Annotated in this window: 16 protein-coding genes; 11 read left to right on the top strand and 5 right to left on the bottom strand. The window is 66.6% G+C overall.

What is annotated here, in order from left to right; genetic code table 11:
• The first annotated feature begins 72 nt into the window (after nucleotides 1-72).
• Complete coding sequence (locus ACAG24_RS14330) at nucleotides 73-726, top strand: response regulator (protein WP_370472890.1); 654 nt, start codon at nucleotides 73-75, stop codon at nucleotides 724-726.
• Here the strand turns inward: ACAG24_RS14330 and ACAG24_RS14325 are convergent.
• Nucleotides 723-1,076 (bottom strand): response regulator, encoded by a 354-nt coding sequence (locus ACAG24_RS14325; protein WP_370472889.1) that lies wholly within the window; start codon nucleotides 1,074-1,076, stop codon nucleotides 723-725. The two genes, ACAG24_RS14330 and ACAG24_RS14325, sit on opposite strands and share 4 nt — an antisense overlap.
• Nucleotides 1,077-1,149: 73 nt before the next feature.
• Between ACAG24_RS14325 and ACAG24_RS14320 the strand changes: the two genes are divergently transcribed.
• Nucleotides 1,150-3,342, top strand: a complete 2,193-nt coding sequence (locus tag ACAG24_RS14320) for a PAS domain-containing protein (RefSeq protein WP_370472888.1) — start codon at nucleotides 1,150-1,152, stop codon at nucleotides 3,340-3,342.
• On the opposite strand, the gene ACAG24_RS14315 is transcribed toward ACAG24_RS14320, so the two are convergent.
• Entirely contained in the window at nucleotides 3,334-3,933 is a 600-nt protein-coding gene (locus ACAG24_RS14315; RefSeq protein ID WP_370472887.1) for a TetR/AcrR family transcriptional regulator, read from the bottom strand. The two genes, ACAG24_RS14320 and ACAG24_RS14315, sit on opposite strands and share 9 nt — an antisense overlap.
• 81 nt (nucleotides 3,934-4,014) lie before the next feature.
• Between ACAG24_RS14315 and ACAG24_RS14310 the strand changes: the two genes are divergently transcribed.
• Nucleotides 4,015-5,607: an FAD-binding protein gene (locus ACAG24_RS14310; RefSeq protein WP_370472886.1), complete on the top strand. Its 1,593-nt coding sequence runs from the start codon at nucleotides 4,015-4,017 to the stop codon at nucleotides 5,605-5,607.
• On the opposite strand, the gene nrdF is transcribed toward ACAG24_RS14310, so the two are convergent.
• Entirely contained in the window at nucleotides 5,604-6,566 is a 963-nt protein-coding gene (nrdF, locus tag ACAG24_RS14305; RefSeq protein WP_036465041.1) for a class 1b ribonucleoside-diphosphate reductase subunit beta, read from the bottom strand. The two genes, ACAG24_RS14310 and nrdF, sit on opposite strands and share 4 nt — an antisense overlap.
• 213 nt (nucleotides 6,567-6,779) lie before the next feature.
• On the opposite strand from nrdF, the gene ACAG24_RS14300 reads away from it, so the two are divergent.
• Together ACAG24_RS14300 and ACAG24_RS14295 are read left to right on the top strand one after the other, a co-directional pair.
• Nucleotides 6,780-7,847, top strand: coding sequence for an alpha/beta fold hydrolase (locus tag ACAG24_RS14300; protein ID WP_370472885.1), 1,068 nt, complete (start codon nucleotides 6,780-6,782; stop codon nucleotides 7,845-7,847).
• A gap of 125 nt (nucleotides 7,848-7,972) precedes the next feature.
• A complete protein-coding gene (locus ACAG24_RS14295; protein ID WP_370472884.1) occupies nucleotides 7,973-8,341 on the top strand; it encodes a DsrE family protein in 369 nt (122 codons plus the stop codon).
• Between the two features lie 55 nt (nucleotides 8,342-8,396).
• On the opposite strand, the gene ACAG24_RS14290 is transcribed toward ACAG24_RS14295, so the two are convergent.
• The gene (locus ACAG24_RS14290; RefSeq protein WP_370472883.1) at nucleotides 8,397-9,137 is read right to left on the bottom strand and encodes a TetR/AcrR family transcriptional regulator; all 741 of its coding nucleotides are present in this window, start codon (nucleotides 9,135-9,137) and stop codon (nucleotides 8,397-8,399) included.
• A 152-nt stretch (nucleotides 9,138-9,289) separates the two neighbouring features.
• Here ACAG24_RS14290 and ACAG24_RS14285 point away from each other — a divergent pair, with 152 nt between their 5' ends.
• From ACAG24_RS14285 to ACAG24_RS14270, 4 genes are read left to right on the top strand one after another with little or no spacing between them, the layout of a single operon-like run.
• Nucleotides 9,290-10,471: an NAD(P)/FAD-dependent oxidoreductase gene (locus tag ACAG24_RS14285; protein ID WP_370472882.1), complete on the top strand. Its 1,182-nt coding sequence runs from the start codon at nucleotides 9,290-9,292 to the stop codon at nucleotides 10,469-10,471.
• Between the two features lie 7 nt (nucleotides 10,472-10,478).
• The gene (locus ACAG24_RS14280) at nucleotides 10,479-10,982 is read left to right on the top strand and encodes an SMI1/KNR4 family protein (protein ID WP_370472881.1); all 504 of its coding nucleotides are present in this window, start codon (nucleotides 10,479-10,481) and stop codon (nucleotides 10,980-10,982) included.
• A gap of 9 nt (nucleotides 10,983-10,991) precedes the next feature.
• Nucleotides 10,992-11,387 carry a VOC family protein gene (locus ACAG24_RS14275; protein WP_370472880.1) on the top strand — a complete coding sequence of 132 codons (396 nt, stop codon included), beginning with the start codon at nucleotides 10,992-10,994 and terminating at the stop codon, nucleotides 11,385-11,387.
• 10 nt (nucleotides 11,388-11,397) lie between these two features.
• Nucleotides 11,398-11,814: a VOC family protein gene (locus ACAG24_RS14270; RefSeq protein ID WP_370472879.1), complete on the top strand. Its 417-nt coding sequence runs from the start codon at nucleotides 11,398-11,400 to the stop codon at nucleotides 11,812-11,814.
• A gap of 39 nt (nucleotides 11,815-11,853) precedes the next feature.
• Here ACAG24_RS14270 and ACAG24_RS14265 read toward each other — a convergent pair whose 3' ends face one another.
• Nucleotides 11,854-12,567 (bottom strand): LysR family transcriptional regulator substrate-binding protein, encoded by a 714-nt coding sequence (locus tag ACAG24_RS14265; RefSeq protein WP_370472878.1) that lies wholly within the window; start codon nucleotides 12,565-12,567, stop codon nucleotides 11,854-11,856.
• A gap of 28 nt (nucleotides 12,568-12,595) precedes the next feature.
• Here ACAG24_RS14265 and ACAG24_RS14260 point away from each other — a divergent pair, with 28 nt between their 5' ends.
• On the top strand, nucleotides 12,596-12,982 hold the full coding sequence (locus ACAG24_RS14260) for a DUF5997 family protein (RefSeq protein ID WP_370472877.1): 387 nt from the start codon (nucleotides 12,596-12,598) through the stop codon (nucleotides 12,980-12,982).
• 123 nt (nucleotides 12,983-13,105) lie between these two features.
• On the top strand, nucleotides 13,106-13,441 hold the full coding sequence (locus ACAG24_RS14255; protein ID WP_370472876.1) for a DUF732 domain-containing protein: 336 nt from the start codon (nucleotides 13,106-13,108) through the stop codon (nucleotides 13,439-13,441).
• The last annotated feature ends 45 nt before the right edge of the window (nucleotides 13,442-13,486 follow it).

The raw sequence follows: 13,486 nt of genomic DNA, 5'->3' as shown, positions 1-13,486 counted from the left end.
CTCGGTTACCGGTAGCACCCAAATCACGCCGCAACACTGCCGATTCGCCGGTTGATGCGACAATGTGACGCTATGTGCGCGCTGAGGGTGGTCGTCGCCGACGACGACGTGCTGTTGCGTGAGGGGCTGGCCAGCCTGCTCGAGCGTTCGGGGTTCGAAATCGTCGGGCAGGCGGGCGACGGCGAGGCGCTGCTGGAACTGGTCCGCGGGCAGCAACCCGATCTCGCACTCGTCGACATCCGCATGCCGCCGTCACACACCAGCGAAGGTCTCGACGCGGCCCGCGTGATCCGAGACGAGTCACCCCAGGTCGGCATCGTGGTGCTGTCGGCCCACGTCGACGTCGACCACGCCATGGAGCTTCTGGCGGGTGGCCGCGCCATCGGCTACCTGTTGAAGACGCGGGTGACCGATGTCGCGGATTTCGTCGACACCTTACAGCGCATCGCCAACGGCGCCTCGGTCGTCGACCCTGCTCTCGTCGCCGAACTCGTGTCGGCGCGTAAACGCGACGATCCCCTCGGCGCGCTCAGCGTGCGCGAACGCGAGGTGCTGACGCTGATGGCCGAGGGGTTGTCGAACGCCGGTATCGGGCGACGGCTCTGGGTCACCGAGGGTACCGTGGAAAAACACGTGCGCAGCATTCTCACCAAGCTCGACCTGCCCGAGACAGGCGATGACCACCGGCGGGTGCGTGCGGTCATCATGTACCTGGAAACCCGCTAGGAGTCTTTCCCCAGAAGCCGCATGACCGCCGTGGGCGACAACGCGAATTTGGGAAGGAAGCCCAGCGCCGGACTGGCGGCGATCAGGTCGGCGAAGTCCTGTTCGTCATGGGTGGACGTCAGGATCACCGGGATGTCGCACAGCCGCTCGGCGATGTCGAATCCGCTTTCGGCGCCCAGGTCCACGTCGACCAGCGCGACATCGGGACGAAGTTCAGCGGCCCGGCGCACCGCCTCCTCGCCGTCGCAGGCAGTACCGACCACCTCGATTCCGCCTCGCTCGAGCATCGCGCGGGCCGCGTCGCGGAAGTCGGCACTGTCGTCGACGATCAGGCAGCGCGGACCATTCATGCCTCGAGCTTGTCAGGCGGGACCGCCGATGGCATTCCTGTTAACGGGAAAGATCGCCGATTACCATCGGCCGGTGACCTGGCAATCAGCGCCCACCCGCTTCCTGGAGGAGGTCGTGCGCTCCCCCGCCCGGCCCCTCGGCCTGGGCATTGTCGTGGCGGCGGGCTTTCTCGCCGGTGAAGTGCTCGCCGTTTTCGCGCTCAAGAAGATCGCTCCCGAGAACGCTTTCGGGGCGATCCTGTTGCTGGGTGTGTTGGTCGTCTCCGCCGGATGGGGTTTCGGTCTCTCCATCGCCACCTCGCTGGCCAGCGCGGTCGTGTACGCCTATCTCCACCTCGAGGGTCGCGACAGCCTCGCGCCCGCTCTCGCCGTGTTTCTGACCCTTGCGTTCCTGACCAATGCCCTTGTGGGACAGGCGCGACTGCGCGCCGCCGAGGCGGAGCAAAGGCGCCTGGAAGCCGACCTGTCCGCAGATCTGGCCCGGGTGATGTTGCGTGCGCCCGCGCTCGGTCCTGCGCTCGACGACGCGGGCAGGCGCCTCGCCGACGTGCTCGGATTGCCTTACGCGACGTTGTCGGTCGGGGCTGCTGCCCCGGGCAGCGACCAGATGGCCATCGGCCTGCGTGACGGAACCGAGGACAGCGGAACACTTCTCGTCCCGCGAGATCTGCCGGTCGCCTCGGTACGGCGCGTGCACCGCATGGTGCCTTCGCTGCAGGCACTGCTGGCCGCGGCGTGCGACCGGGAAGGTATCACCGCCGAACTCGAGGCCAGCCGCCGCGAGCTCGAGCGGTTTTTCGCCGTCGCCACCGATCTGCTGTTCATGGGCGTGAGCGAGGGCGGCTCCGCACGACTCACACGGATCAACCCCGCGTTCGAACGGGCTCTGGGTTACTCGGCTGCCGAACTGGTCTCCCGCCCCCTCGTCGACCTCATCCATCCCGATGACCGGCAAAGCACACGCGCCGCGCTTGCCGAGGTGCCGCAGTCAGACGGGGCCATCAAGTTCGAGAACCGGTGCCGGCGCCGCGACGGCGATGTGCGCTGGCTCGAATGGAACGTCGTCTTTGATCACGGGGTGCTTCTCGGCGGAGCGCGGGACGTGACCGATCGTCGGCGCGAGCAGGACCGACTCCGAGCGGCCCGCACCCAGCAGGCGGCCCTAAGGCGGGTGGCAACCTTGGTGGCGCGCGGGGCCGCATTGCGCGACGTCTACGAGGTCGCCGTTGCCGAGCTTGCGGACAGCCTCGGCGTCGAGCATGTGACGTTGGCCGCCTTCCACAACGACGACATCGGCGTCGTCCTGGCCGGGCTCAACCACGGCGACCAGCCGGGATGGGTTGTCGGCGAACGCTTTCCGATTGAAACGGGCAGTGTCAGCGACCAGGTCCGCACCACCGGCGCGCCTGCCCGCATCGACGACTATGACGCGTTTTCCCCTCACATCGCCACGCGGCTGCGCCGGTTCGGGGTCCGCGCCGGCGCGGGAGCCCCGCTGATCGTCGACGGCAGGATCCACGGCGTGCTGCTCGTCGGATCCTATGTTCCGCACGGGATCCCCGAAACCGCCGAGGCACACATCCGCGATTTCGCCGACCTCATCTCCACGGCGATCGTCAACGCCGAGACCCGCGCCGAACTCACCGCGTCCCGGGCACGCATCGTGGCCGCGGCTGACGAAGCCCGTCGCGGATTCGAACGCGACCTCCACGATGGGGCCCAGCAGCGGATCGTCTCGCTCAGCCTGCAGCTGCGCGCGGTCGAGGCGGCCGCCGAAGGCGACGACGAGCTGCGCACCCAGTTGTCGACGGTGGTCGACGGGCTGGCGGGATTGCACTCGGATCTACAGGAGTTGTCACGGGGTCTGCACCCTGCGGTGTTGTCGCGGGGCGGGCTACGACCGGCTATGCGCAACTTGGCGCGCCGATCACCGGTGCCGGTCGAACTGGACGTCGACGTGGAGCACCGCCTTCCGGAGCCCGTAGAGGTCGCCGCGTATTACGTTGTGGCGGAGGCGTTGACGAACGTCGCCAAACACGCGAACGCCGATTCGGTCACGGTGCGGATCGGACTCGCAGAAGATGACAGCGTGCTGCGCCTGACGGTGTCCGACGACGGATCAGGAGGTGCGTCCGCCGGCGGCGGCTCAGGGCTGGTGGGCTTGCGGGACCGGGTGGAGGCGTTGTCGGGCGAGCTTACGGTGACGAGCCATCCCGGTGACGGCACGACCGTGACCGCCACCATCCCGGTTTCGCACTCAACCTGAGGTCTCGGCCCCTTTCAGGATGAGGTCGGCCACCGAGGCTGCGACGTCCCGCTCGGATTGATCGGTGCTGATCACGTTGTGCAGCATCGCGGTGATCATGACGGCGCCGAAGATGCTGATCGCGCTGCTCTGCGGGTCGGCGAATTCGCGCAGCGAACCGTCGGCGGCGCCCGCCTCGAGCACCCTGGCGATCGGGTCGTAAAACGCCTGCTGTGCGGCGCTCGCCAGCTCGGGAAGTCGGATCGCTCGGCCGAGGTCACCGACCAGTGCCCGGCTGCTTCCGGGGCGTCTCATCGTGTGTTCGACCTGAACGGTGATGACCGCGACCAAGCGGTCCTTGCCGCGGCCTGGCCCGTCCGCAGCGGCGGCGACCTCGCGGGCGATCGCTGCCAGCGAATCTTTGAGCAGGAACGCCAGGATCTCGTCCTTGCCTGCGAAGTGGTAGTACAGCGTGGCTTTCGGAACGCCGGAAGCCTTCGCGATGTCCTCGATCTTGGTCTTTTCCAAGCCGTTAGCAGCGATCACGTCGGCGGCGGCATACAGCTTCTCGGCTACCGACGCCGGCACCTTGCGACCGCCCTGCTCCTCCACTTCCTCAGTCTAGGGGCGCAACTGGACTGCAATGTTGTACTTTGAGTACAAACATTCGATCCAAGACGACGGGAGGGCACGGTGGCCGATCAGAGCGCTGACGTCGTAGTGGTCGGATTCGGCGCCGCGGGCACGTGCGCAGCTTTGGAAGCGAGGTCTCGCGGAGCCGACGTGCTCGCCATCGACCGCTTCAACGGGGGCGGCACAACCCAGGTTTCCGGAGGCATCGTCTACGCCGGCGGTGGAACGTGGGTCCAGAAAGAAGCCGGAATCGAGGACAGCAGCGAAGCGATGCTGGCGTATCTGCGGGCCGAAATCGGCGATTCCGTCCGCCCGGAAACGCTCCGCCAGTTCGTGGATGCCAGTCCCGGGATGATCGACTGGCTCACCCAGCACGGCGTTCCCTTCGAGGCGTCGGTGTGCCCGTATAAGACGTCCTTCCCGAACAACAAGTACTACCTGTACTTTTCGGGCAGCGAGAATTCGGGACGGTTCCGAAGCGTTACTCCGCCCGTGCAGCGCGGACACCGCGCCAAAGGGGCGGGTGCATCGGGTAGGAAGATCTATCAACCGCTCGCAACCGCAGCGGCACGCCACGGGGTGCGCACTCAATTCCTCACTCGCGCAGAATCTCTGCTGACCGACGGCGGCAGAGTCACCGGCCTGCGAGCCACCACGCTGGCCGACGCGCCTGCTTCGGTACGGTCGCGCTACAGCTGGTACGCCGCACTGGCGGTCAAACCCGGCATCTATTACCCGCCGCTGCGCAGGGCGATGGAACGGCGGATGGAACACCTGGAGCATCGCCACGGCCGCACGATCGACATCCACGCCAGAAAAGCAGTGATCCTGTGCGCCGGCGGATACATCGCCAACCGGGACCTGATCGCCACGCATGCTCCCGACTACCTTGACGGACTGCAACTCGGCACCTCCGCCGACGACGGTTCCGGGATGCGCCTCGCGACCGACGTCGGCGCCGCAACAGACCGCCTCGACAACGTTTCGGCGTGGCGGTTCATCACTCCCCCGAGCGCATTCCTCGGCGCACTGGTGGTCGACGCGCACGGTCATCGCTTCATCGACGAAACGCGCTACGGCGCCGCCGTCGGCCACGAGATGGTCCGACACCACGACGGACGAGCCTGGATTCTGGCCGACGACCAACTGCTGCGGCAGGCCCGCAAAGACCTCAAGCGTCAGGCGATCTGGTTTCAGCGTTTGCAGATGGAGGCGATGCTGCGCTTCGATCGCGTGCAGGCCGACACAATCGAGGCCGTCGCACTCAAGGCCGGTGTCGATGCACAGGGCCTGCACGACACCGTTGCGGCTCACAACGCGGCCGCCCGCGCGGGATTGCCGGACCCGATGGGCAAGCCCGCCGAATTCGTCCGGCCCGTGGCGCGAGGCCCGTATTCACTGATATCGATAGCGGTGAGGCCGAGCTTGATCAATCCGTGCCCGATGTTCACCCTCGGCGGCCTGGTCGTCGACGAAGCCACCGGCGCAGTGACAACGGCTGCGAGACAAGCGATTCCGGGGCTCTACGCCGCTGGTCGCACCGCGGTCGGCATTTGCGCCAACTCGTATGTGAGCGGCTTATCGCTGGCCGATTGCGTCTTCTCCGGCCGCAGGGCCGCAGAGCACGCCGTCATGCAGAGCCCGCAGCGCTAGAAGTCCCAGTCCTCGTCTTCGGTGTTCACGGCCTTGCCGATCACGTAGCTCGACCCCGAGCCCGAGAAGAAGTCGTGGTTCTCATCGGCGTTCGGTGACAGCGCCGACAGGATCGCCGGGTTGACGTCCGTCTCATCGCGCGGGAACAGCGCCTCGTAGCCCAAATTCATCAGTGCCTTGTTGGCGTTGTAGCGCAGGAACTTCTTGACATCCTCGGTCAGCCCGACCTCGTCGTACAGATCCTGCGTGTACTCGACCTCGTTGTCGTAGAGCTCGAAGAGCAGCTCGTAGGTGTAGTCCTTGAGCTCCTGGCGGGTCGCGTCGTCGGTCAGCGCGAGGCCCTTCTGGAACTTGTAGCCGATGTAGTAGCCGTGCACGGCCTCGTCGCGGATGATCAGCCGGATCATGTCGGCGGTGTTGGTCAGTTTCGCCCGGCTGCTCCAGTACATCGGCAGGTAGAAGCCGGAGTAGAAGAGGAAGCTTTCCAGCAGGGTGGAGGCCACCTTGCGCTTCAGCGGCTCGTCGCCCTTGTAGTACTGCATGACGATCTCGGCCTTGCGCTGGAGGTTGGGGTTCTCCTCCGACCAGCGGAACGCGTCGTCGATCTCCGACGTCGAGCACAATGTCGAGAAGATGTTGGAATAGCTGCGGGCGTGCACGGACTCCATGAATGCGATGTTGGTGTACACCGCTTCCTCGTGCGGGGTCAGCGCGTCGGGGATGAGGCTGACGGCGCCGACGGTGCCTTGGATGGTGTCCAGCAGCGTCAGGCCGGTGAAGACCCGCATCGTCAGCTGCTTCTCGTGTGCGGTGAGCGTGTTCCACGACGGGATGTCGTTGGACACCGGCACCTTCTCGGGCAGCCAGAAGTTGCCCGTGAGCCGCTCCCACACCTCGGCGTCTTTGTCGTCTTGCAGGCGGTTCCAGTTGATGGCCGAGACACGGTCGATCAGTTTCATGCCTTCGCTCACAAGAACCCCATTTCACCTGCGAAAAGTAGTCACACCGGGCCGATCCGGACCGGCAGCACCGACACTACCCCTGGTGCCTGACGCCACGCGGCAACACGAGATGTTGTGTCTGGCGTGTCGCGTCGCGCACCCTGGATCCCGGCTCGGCAGAAGCCGCCCAAGTCGCCGGGCAACGTCGTCCGGACGGCTACTCTGCCAGGCATGGCGTCCGACGCACCTCCGCAGGAGGTCCGTTTCTGCCGCAGTGCCGACGGCACCCGGATCGCGTTCGCCATGCATGGTTGCGGGCCTCCGCTGCTTCTCACGACATGCTGGCTCAGCCATCTCGAGTTCGACTGGGAAAGCCCGGTATGGCAACACTTCCTGCGCGACCTCGGCCGCATCGCGACGGTGATCCGCTACGACGAACGCGGCTTCGGCATGTCCGACTGGGATGTCTCGGACTTCAGCCTGTCCGCGCGCGTGGCCGATCTCGCGGCGGTTGTCGACGCGGCACACCTGGATCGGTGCGCGATGGTGGGCATGTCGCAGGGTGGGCCGGTCGCGATCCGATACGCGGTCGAGAACCCTGACCGCGTGTCCCGGCTGATCCTCTACGGCACGTACGGGATAGCCGATCGCAGCGAGGAGTCCAGAGAACTCGAAAGCGTGTTCCAGCAGATGATCAAGGTCGGGTGGCGGCGCCCCGACAGCACATTCCGGCGCGTCTTCACCGATCTGATGATCCCGGGCGCATCCGAAGAACAGGCCGGCTGGCTGGACGCCCTGCAGGCCCGTGCCACGTCGACGGAGAACGCGATGCGCTCACGTGCCGCCCGCGCCGACGCCGACGTGGGCGCGCTGCTCCCCGAGGTCACGATGCCCACCCTGGTGGTCCACGCGCGGGGCGACCGGATGAACGATTTCGCCGACGGCCGCGAACTCGCGGCACGGATACCGAATGCCAGGCTGGTGACACTCGACAGCGACAACCACATCACTTTGGCCGACGAACCTGCCTGGGGCGTGTTCGTCGACGAGGTCGGCGCGTTCCTCGCCCACGACCGGGCCGCCGCCCCGAGCACGCCGGCTGCCTTGCGAACCCTCACCGACAGAGAGCGCGACGTGCTGCGGATGGCCGGTCTGGGACGGGACAACGCCGAGATCGCCAGAGAACTCGCACTTTCGGTGCGTACCGTCGAACGTCATCTGACGAGCATCTACACCAAGCTGGGCCTGGCCGGCCGGTCTGCCCGCGCCGCGGCGGTCGCCCGCCTCCTGCGCGGCTGACCTGCGTGTCGGCCGCCATCGCAGCCGCGTCCACGCCTGCGAAGTCGGCGGTCAACACGGATCCGGCGGGTCACGTCAGTCCATAGCGTCCTAAGTGTCAGCACCCAACACTCATGGAGGACAACATGACCAACGACCGCAAAGCCGCGATCAGCCTCACCACCGGCCTCGAAGACGCCGAGAAAGTGACCGTGGCATTCCTGGTCGCGCTCGGCGCTGCCGAGGCGGGCCGGCCCACGATGATGTTCCTGGCGAAAGAGGCTGTCCGCCTGGCAGTTTCCGGTGTCGCCGTCGCGACCGCGTGCGAGAGCTGCCCGCCCCTTCAAGACCTCGTCGAGCGCTACGAGAAGGCCGGCGGCCGCTACCTCGTCTGCCCGCTGTGCGTCAACGCGAAGAAGCTCGATCCGTCGACGTTCATCGCAGGTGCTGAAATGGGCGGCACAATCCAGCTCTGGGAGTGGATCGGCGACGGCGCAACGACGTTCAGCTATTGAAGCGACGACGACGAGCCGTTGCGATGGCCGCGGGCACCACGCTGCTGAGCAGAACTCAGGCGACCTCTTCGCGTCGTTTGACGCCTTCGTGCAGCGGCACCTCGGGGTCGATCTTGATACCGAGCACCTCGCAGGTGCCGTTGATGGAGCCGACCATGATCGTCGTCAGATAGTCGACGAACTTCTCCGACGGCAGTCGCCGTGGGCTGTCCTGATCGCTCCCGAGCCACCAATCGGTGGCCGACGCCGCGGCGCCGAATGTCGCGAAACCGGCCAGCTCGAAGGCCGCGTAGTCGAGCTCCATCTCTTCGAGCTCGTTGTTGAACATGTCGGCCATCGCGAGCGTGATGTGGCGTCCCTCGTTGAGCGCCCGCATCGCCGATTCGCTCTGCTCGGCGAACCGGCCCTGCATGAGGAAGCGCACCACGTTCGGGTGCTCGTCGACGAGCCGGACGTACTGCTCGACGGCGCGAAGGATGACGGTGCGCGCCGGGTCGGTGGAGATGTTGATCGACGGGAAGATCGCCGACCACAGCATGTCGCGCATGCGCTGACCGATCGCCTGGAACAGGTCTGATTTGTCCGTGAAGTGGCGGTAGATCTTCGGCTTCGCCGTGCCCGCTTCCTCGGCGATCTCGCGCAGCGATACCTCGGGGCCCAGTTGGTCGATCGCCCGGAATGCGGCGTCGACGATTTCGGAGCGCACCTTCTTGCGGTGCTCGCGCCAGCGCTCACTGCGGGCGTCCACCTTGACGCCCGATTCGTCGCCCGGGCGTGCCCTCGACCCTCGTCGCACCCGATCACTGTACCCGCTCGGGCCCCGCTGACCTGCTCAGACCGCGCCGCCGGGGCGCATCTCACAGCTCTGTGACGGTGCAATCCCTCGGCGCGATGGATAGCGCGAGTTTGGGTACTATCGCTGCGACATCCGCTCGACGAGAGAGTTCTATGACGCAGCGATACGACGTGGTCATCGCAGGCGGTGGGCCGTCTGGCGCCGCCGCCGCATGGCAGGCCGCGCAAACCGGCGCCAAGGTCGTGGTCTGCGACAAGGCACAGTTCCCGCGCTCGAAGCCCTGCGGCGACGGGTTGACGGCACGCGCGGTCAGTTATCTGCAGAAGATGGGCCTGGCCGACGAGGTCGCCACCTACCACCGGGTGAACCGGGTCACCGTGTTCAGCCCGAGCCGCTGGGAGCTGTCGTTCCCGAAGCGCCCCGGCATGCCCGACCACGGCCACACCGTCAGCCGCGAACACCTCGACACGGTTCTGCTCAAGCACGCCGAGTCCGCCGGCGCCGAGATCCGGCAGGGCGCCGAGGTGTCCGGGCCCGAGTTCGACGCCAACGGCCGCGTCATCGGCGTCGTCCTCAAGGGCGGCGAGAAGGTGTATGGCGACGCGGTGATCGCCGCCGACGGCGCCTACTCCCCTATCAAGCGAGCACTGAAGATCGATTCCGAGTACAACGGCTATTCGGCGATCGCAATCCGCTCGGAGATGCCGGCCAACCGCGCGGACTCCGACTCGCTGGACATCTACCTGAAGCTGCTGTTCGACGGCGATCAGTTGCCCGGCTACGGCTGGGTGTTCCCGATGGGCAACGGGATCTTCAACATCGGCCTCGGCTACGTGAACAGCTACAAGAACTGGCAGTCGATCAACGCCACCCAGTTCCTCGGCGAGTTCCTGCGCACGCTGCCCCGTGAATGGGAGCTGCCCCCGATCGAGGAACTCAAGAAGAACAAGAGTGTGCGGGCCTGGCGTCTGCCCATGGGCTTCACGGCCTGGCCGCCCTGGCGTCCGGGTGTGCTGTTCACCGGCGACTCGCTGGGTGCGGGCAAGCCGGCCTCGGGTGCGGGCATCTCGAAGGCGCTCGAATCCGGTTTGGCCGCGGGCGAGTGCGCGGTGGCAGCACTGACCAACGGCGGGCCCGACGACTTCACCAATTACGCGCAGCGGATGGAAGCGGCGTGGGGCAGGGAGTACAAGCGGGGCCGCTACATGCACAAGTTGATCGGGCAACCCAAGCTCGCGAACGCGGGCGTGAAGCTCATCGACAATGCGGCATTCCGCGATCGCATGCTCAAGGCGTTGTACAAGAAGGCCCAGGGCCCGCAGCACAGCTTCTGATCTGTCGATGGTCGAGCCGGGGCTGACCGACGAGGAGATCGCGCGCGTCGAGGACACTTTCGGCTTCCAGTTCGCCGACGACCACCGGGAGTTTCTTTCCGCCGGGCTGCCCGTGGGCCCGTCGTGGCCGAACTGGCGCGGCGAAGGCCGCAAAAGCCTCGTCAAACGACTGCAACTGCCGGCAGAGGGCATCCTGTTCGCGGTCGAGTGGAGCCGGTTCTGGCACGACGGGTGGGGGCAGCAGCCGGCCCGGATGAAGGACGCATTGCGTTCCGCGAGATACCACCTCGCACGTGCCCCGCAGCTTGTCCCGGTTTTTTCTCACCACTACCTGCCCGCCGGTCGTGGGACGTCCGGCCATCCGGTCTTGTCGGTCGTCCGAACCGACGTGGCCGTCGCGGGGGTGAACCTTGCCGGCTACGTGGACGGGAAGCCCGGTGACGGCGCGGTGTCGACCGTCGAGTTCTGGTCAGATCTGGTTCCGCGAAGCGGTGTCGGTCCTCAGCGGTAGACCTGTCGCATGACCACAGCTCACCTGTCTGCGTTCATCTGTTATCGCGATCCGGATGCCGCTGTCCGATGGATCAGCGATGTCCTGGGCTTCGATCTGGTGCGCGAGTTCCGCTTTGAAGGCAACCTGACCCATGCCGAGTTGAGGCGCGGTGATGCGGTGGTGTGCGTGCAGCGTGACGACCGGGGCTACGACGTCCCGGCCCCCAAGGGGGATTGCGTCGGCGCAGGCATGTACGTGGTCGTCGACAAGGGCGGCATCGTCGCGATCCACCAACGGGCGGTGGCCTCCGGGTCGACGGTGCTCATCGCGCCGGAGACGACGGCGTGGGGCAACTTTCGGACGGAGCTGCTCGATCCGGAAGGTCGCCAATGGTCGATCGGTGCCTATCACCCCGGCCAGTAGCCTCGCGGTCATGGAGCAGCGAATCAGTTTGATCACGCTCGGTGTCGACGACCTCGCGAGGGCGCGGCGCTTCTACGAGGAGGGCCTCGGCTGGGTTCCGAAGGCAACACCAGACGGTGTCGTGTTCTACCAACTCGCCGGGATAGCGCTGGCTCTGTTCGGCCGTGCAGATCTTGCCGAGGATGCGCATCACCCCGTCGACGGCAAATTCAGTGGCATCACGATCGCGATCAACCAACGTTCCGAGGCGGACGTCGACGCGGTGCTGGCGCAGGCGGAGGCAGGGGGCGCGACCATTCTCAAACCGGCTGAAAAGGTGTTCTGGGGCGGCTACTCCGGGTATTTCGCCGACCCGGACGGGCATGTGTGGGAGGTTGCGCTCAATCCCGAGTGGACCATCAACGACGACGGCACATTGACGATCTAGCTGCCAGAAGAACAATCGGCGCAGTCATCCCGCCGCACACTAGCGGCCGCGCCGCGCACCGCCACCCGGCTTGCGGGCGACCTTGCCGGCGGCGGCGCGGGCGGCCTGTTTGGCCAGCGTCTTCTCCCGGGCGGAGCGTTTCGGTGCCGGCTCCGCCTGCGTTCGGGATGAACCGGGTTTACGCCCACGCACGATGCCGATGAACTCCTCGACGAGTTCCGACTGGGGCCCCTCCGGGATCGCGAGCGCCACCGGACAGGTGGGCGCATCGACTATCGGGCGATACGTCAGATCTTTGCGGTGATAGAGACGGGCCAGTGACTGCGGAGCGATGAGTGCGCCCATCCCCGCCGCGACGAGTTCTATTGCACCTTCTGTGGTTTCGGGCCGGTGGTCGACCGGGACGCCGGGAGCGTCCGCCCAGACGACGACGTCGTCGAGCGGCAGCAGCGTGGGTTCGTCGACGAGGTCGGCGGCGGTGAGCTCGTCGACGGCGGTGAGAAGGTGATCGGCGGGCACCACCGCAACGGTGGATTCGTCGTACAGAGGGATCGTGGCCAAGCCGGAGGTGTCGGTGGGCAACCGGAGCAGCGCCACGTCGACGGCACCCGCCCGAACTTGGTCGGCGGCGTCCGCCGCGGCGACGCTGTGCAACTCCAGCCGGATGCCGGGACGGCGCTGGGCCCAGATCCGCGCCCACTTCGCAGGCGTCCCGCCGGGCACGTACCCGAGGGTCAGCGAGGGCCGGGTCATCGCCTCAGGCTACCGATACCCTGAACCCATGAGCAGGCCGAACGCGCAGTCCATGAAGCCCGCCACGGCGGCCAAGAAGCTGGACGTGTACCTGCCCGCGACACCGACCGAGTTTCGGGAAAACGCGATCACCCGGGATGAGCTCGCTGCGCTGCAGTCGGATCCACCGCAGTGGCTCAAAGATCTCCGCAAAGACGGGCCGCATCCGAAGAACCTGGTCGCGGCGAAGCTCGGCGTCTCGATTGCCGGGCTGGGACGCGGCGGCATCACCGAGGCGCTGACCACCGAAGAGATCGAGGCGCTTCTTGTGGAGATGCCCGATTGGCTGGTCGCGGAGCGCGAGAGCTATCAGAACGTCCTGAGCGAAGAGCGACGCCTGAAGGCGCTGCGCACAGACAAAGCCCGGAGAGGCTGATGACCGGTCAAGGCTGAGGCGTCGCATCGCTCGCCGAAAATTGGTGTCAGGCGGTATGTGGCGGCAGTCCTAGGCTGGAAGTGCCCGAAACCGGGTGAATCGCCACGAGAAAGCGAGACCGGCATGACTTCCAAGAGGATCGGTTTCCTGGCCACCGCGGCTGTTGCACTCGCCGCCGGGTCGGCTCTGACGGTGAGCATCGCACCGGCATCGGCGTGGCCGATACCGTTCACCGCTGAACAGCAGAACTTCATCAACCAGTCCCGAGCCGCGGGCTTCCCCGGCAACGACGACGCCATCATGACGGCCGGGCTGCAGGCGTGCCGGGTGCTCTACACCGGCCAAGGGCATGACGCCGCCGTGGCCGCGGTGACCGCGCCCTATGGTGCGAGCCCGCAGCAGGCCAGCGCACTGGTCGGCGCCGCCCGCGGCACCATGTGCACGCAGGCCCCCGGCTGATCGTCCGAAGACGCCGAAATGCACAGCGCCGCCGGGGAAACCACC

The organism is Mycobacterium bulgaricum (assembly GCF_041287165.2).
GTDB classification, from domain to species: domain Bacteria; phylum Actinomycetota; class Actinomycetes; order Mycobacteriales; family Mycobacteriaceae; genus Mycobacterium; species Mycobacterium bulgaricum.
The sequence above is the reverse complement of the archived record's forward strand: the minus strand, read 5'-3'. Positions and strand labels throughout refer to the sequence as shown.

Excerpts from the sequence above, each read along its gene's own strand:
- ACAG24_RS14330 (WP_370472890.1), top strand. The coding sequence starts at position 73 with ATGTGCGCGCTGAGGGTGGTCGTCGCCGACGACGACGTGCTGTTGCGT.
- ACAG24_RS14325 (WP_370472889.1), bottom strand. The coding sequence starts at position 1,076 with ATGAATGGTCCGCGCTGCCTGATCGTCGACGACAGTGCCGACTTCCGC.
- nrdF (WP_036465041.1), bottom strand. The coding sequence starts at position 6,566 with ATGAAACTGATCGACCGTGTCTCGGCCATCAACTGGAACCGCCTGCAA.
- ACAG24_RS14300 (WP_370472885.1), top strand. The coding sequence starts at position 6,780 with ATGGCGTCCGACGCACCTCCGCAGGAGGTCCGTTTCTGCCGCAGTGCC.
- ACAG24_RS14295 (WP_370472884.1), top strand. The coding sequence starts at position 7,973 with ATGACCAACGACCGCAAAGCCGCGATCAGCCTCACCACCGGCCTCGAA.
- ACAG24_RS14285 (WP_370472882.1), top strand. The coding sequence starts at position 9,290 with ATGACGCAGCGATACGACGTGGTCATCGCAGGCGGTGGGCCGTCTGGC.
- ACAG24_RS14280 (WP_370472881.1), top strand. The coding sequence starts at position 10,479 with ATGGTCGAGCCGGGGCTGACCGACGAGGAGATCGCGCGCGTCGAGGAC.
- ACAG24_RS14275 (WP_370472880.1), top strand. The coding sequence starts at position 10,992 with ATGACCACAGCTCACCTGTCTGCGTTCATCTGTTATCGCGATCCGGAT.
- ACAG24_RS14270 (WP_370472879.1), top strand. The coding sequence starts at position 11,398 with ATGGAGCAGCGAATCAGTTTGATCACGCTCGGTGTCGACGACCTCGCG.
- ACAG24_RS14265 (WP_370472878.1), bottom strand. The coding sequence starts at position 12,567 with ATGACCCGGCCCTCGCTGACCCTCGGGTACGTGCCCGGCGGGACGCCT.
- ACAG24_RS14260 (WP_370472877.1), top strand. The coding sequence starts at position 12,596 with ATGAGCAGGCCGAACGCGCAGTCCATGAAGCCCGCCACGGCGGCCAAG.
- ACAG24_RS14255 (WP_370472876.1), top strand. The coding sequence starts at position 13,106 with ATGACTTCCAAGAGGATCGGTTTCCTGGCCACCGCGGCTGTTGCACTC.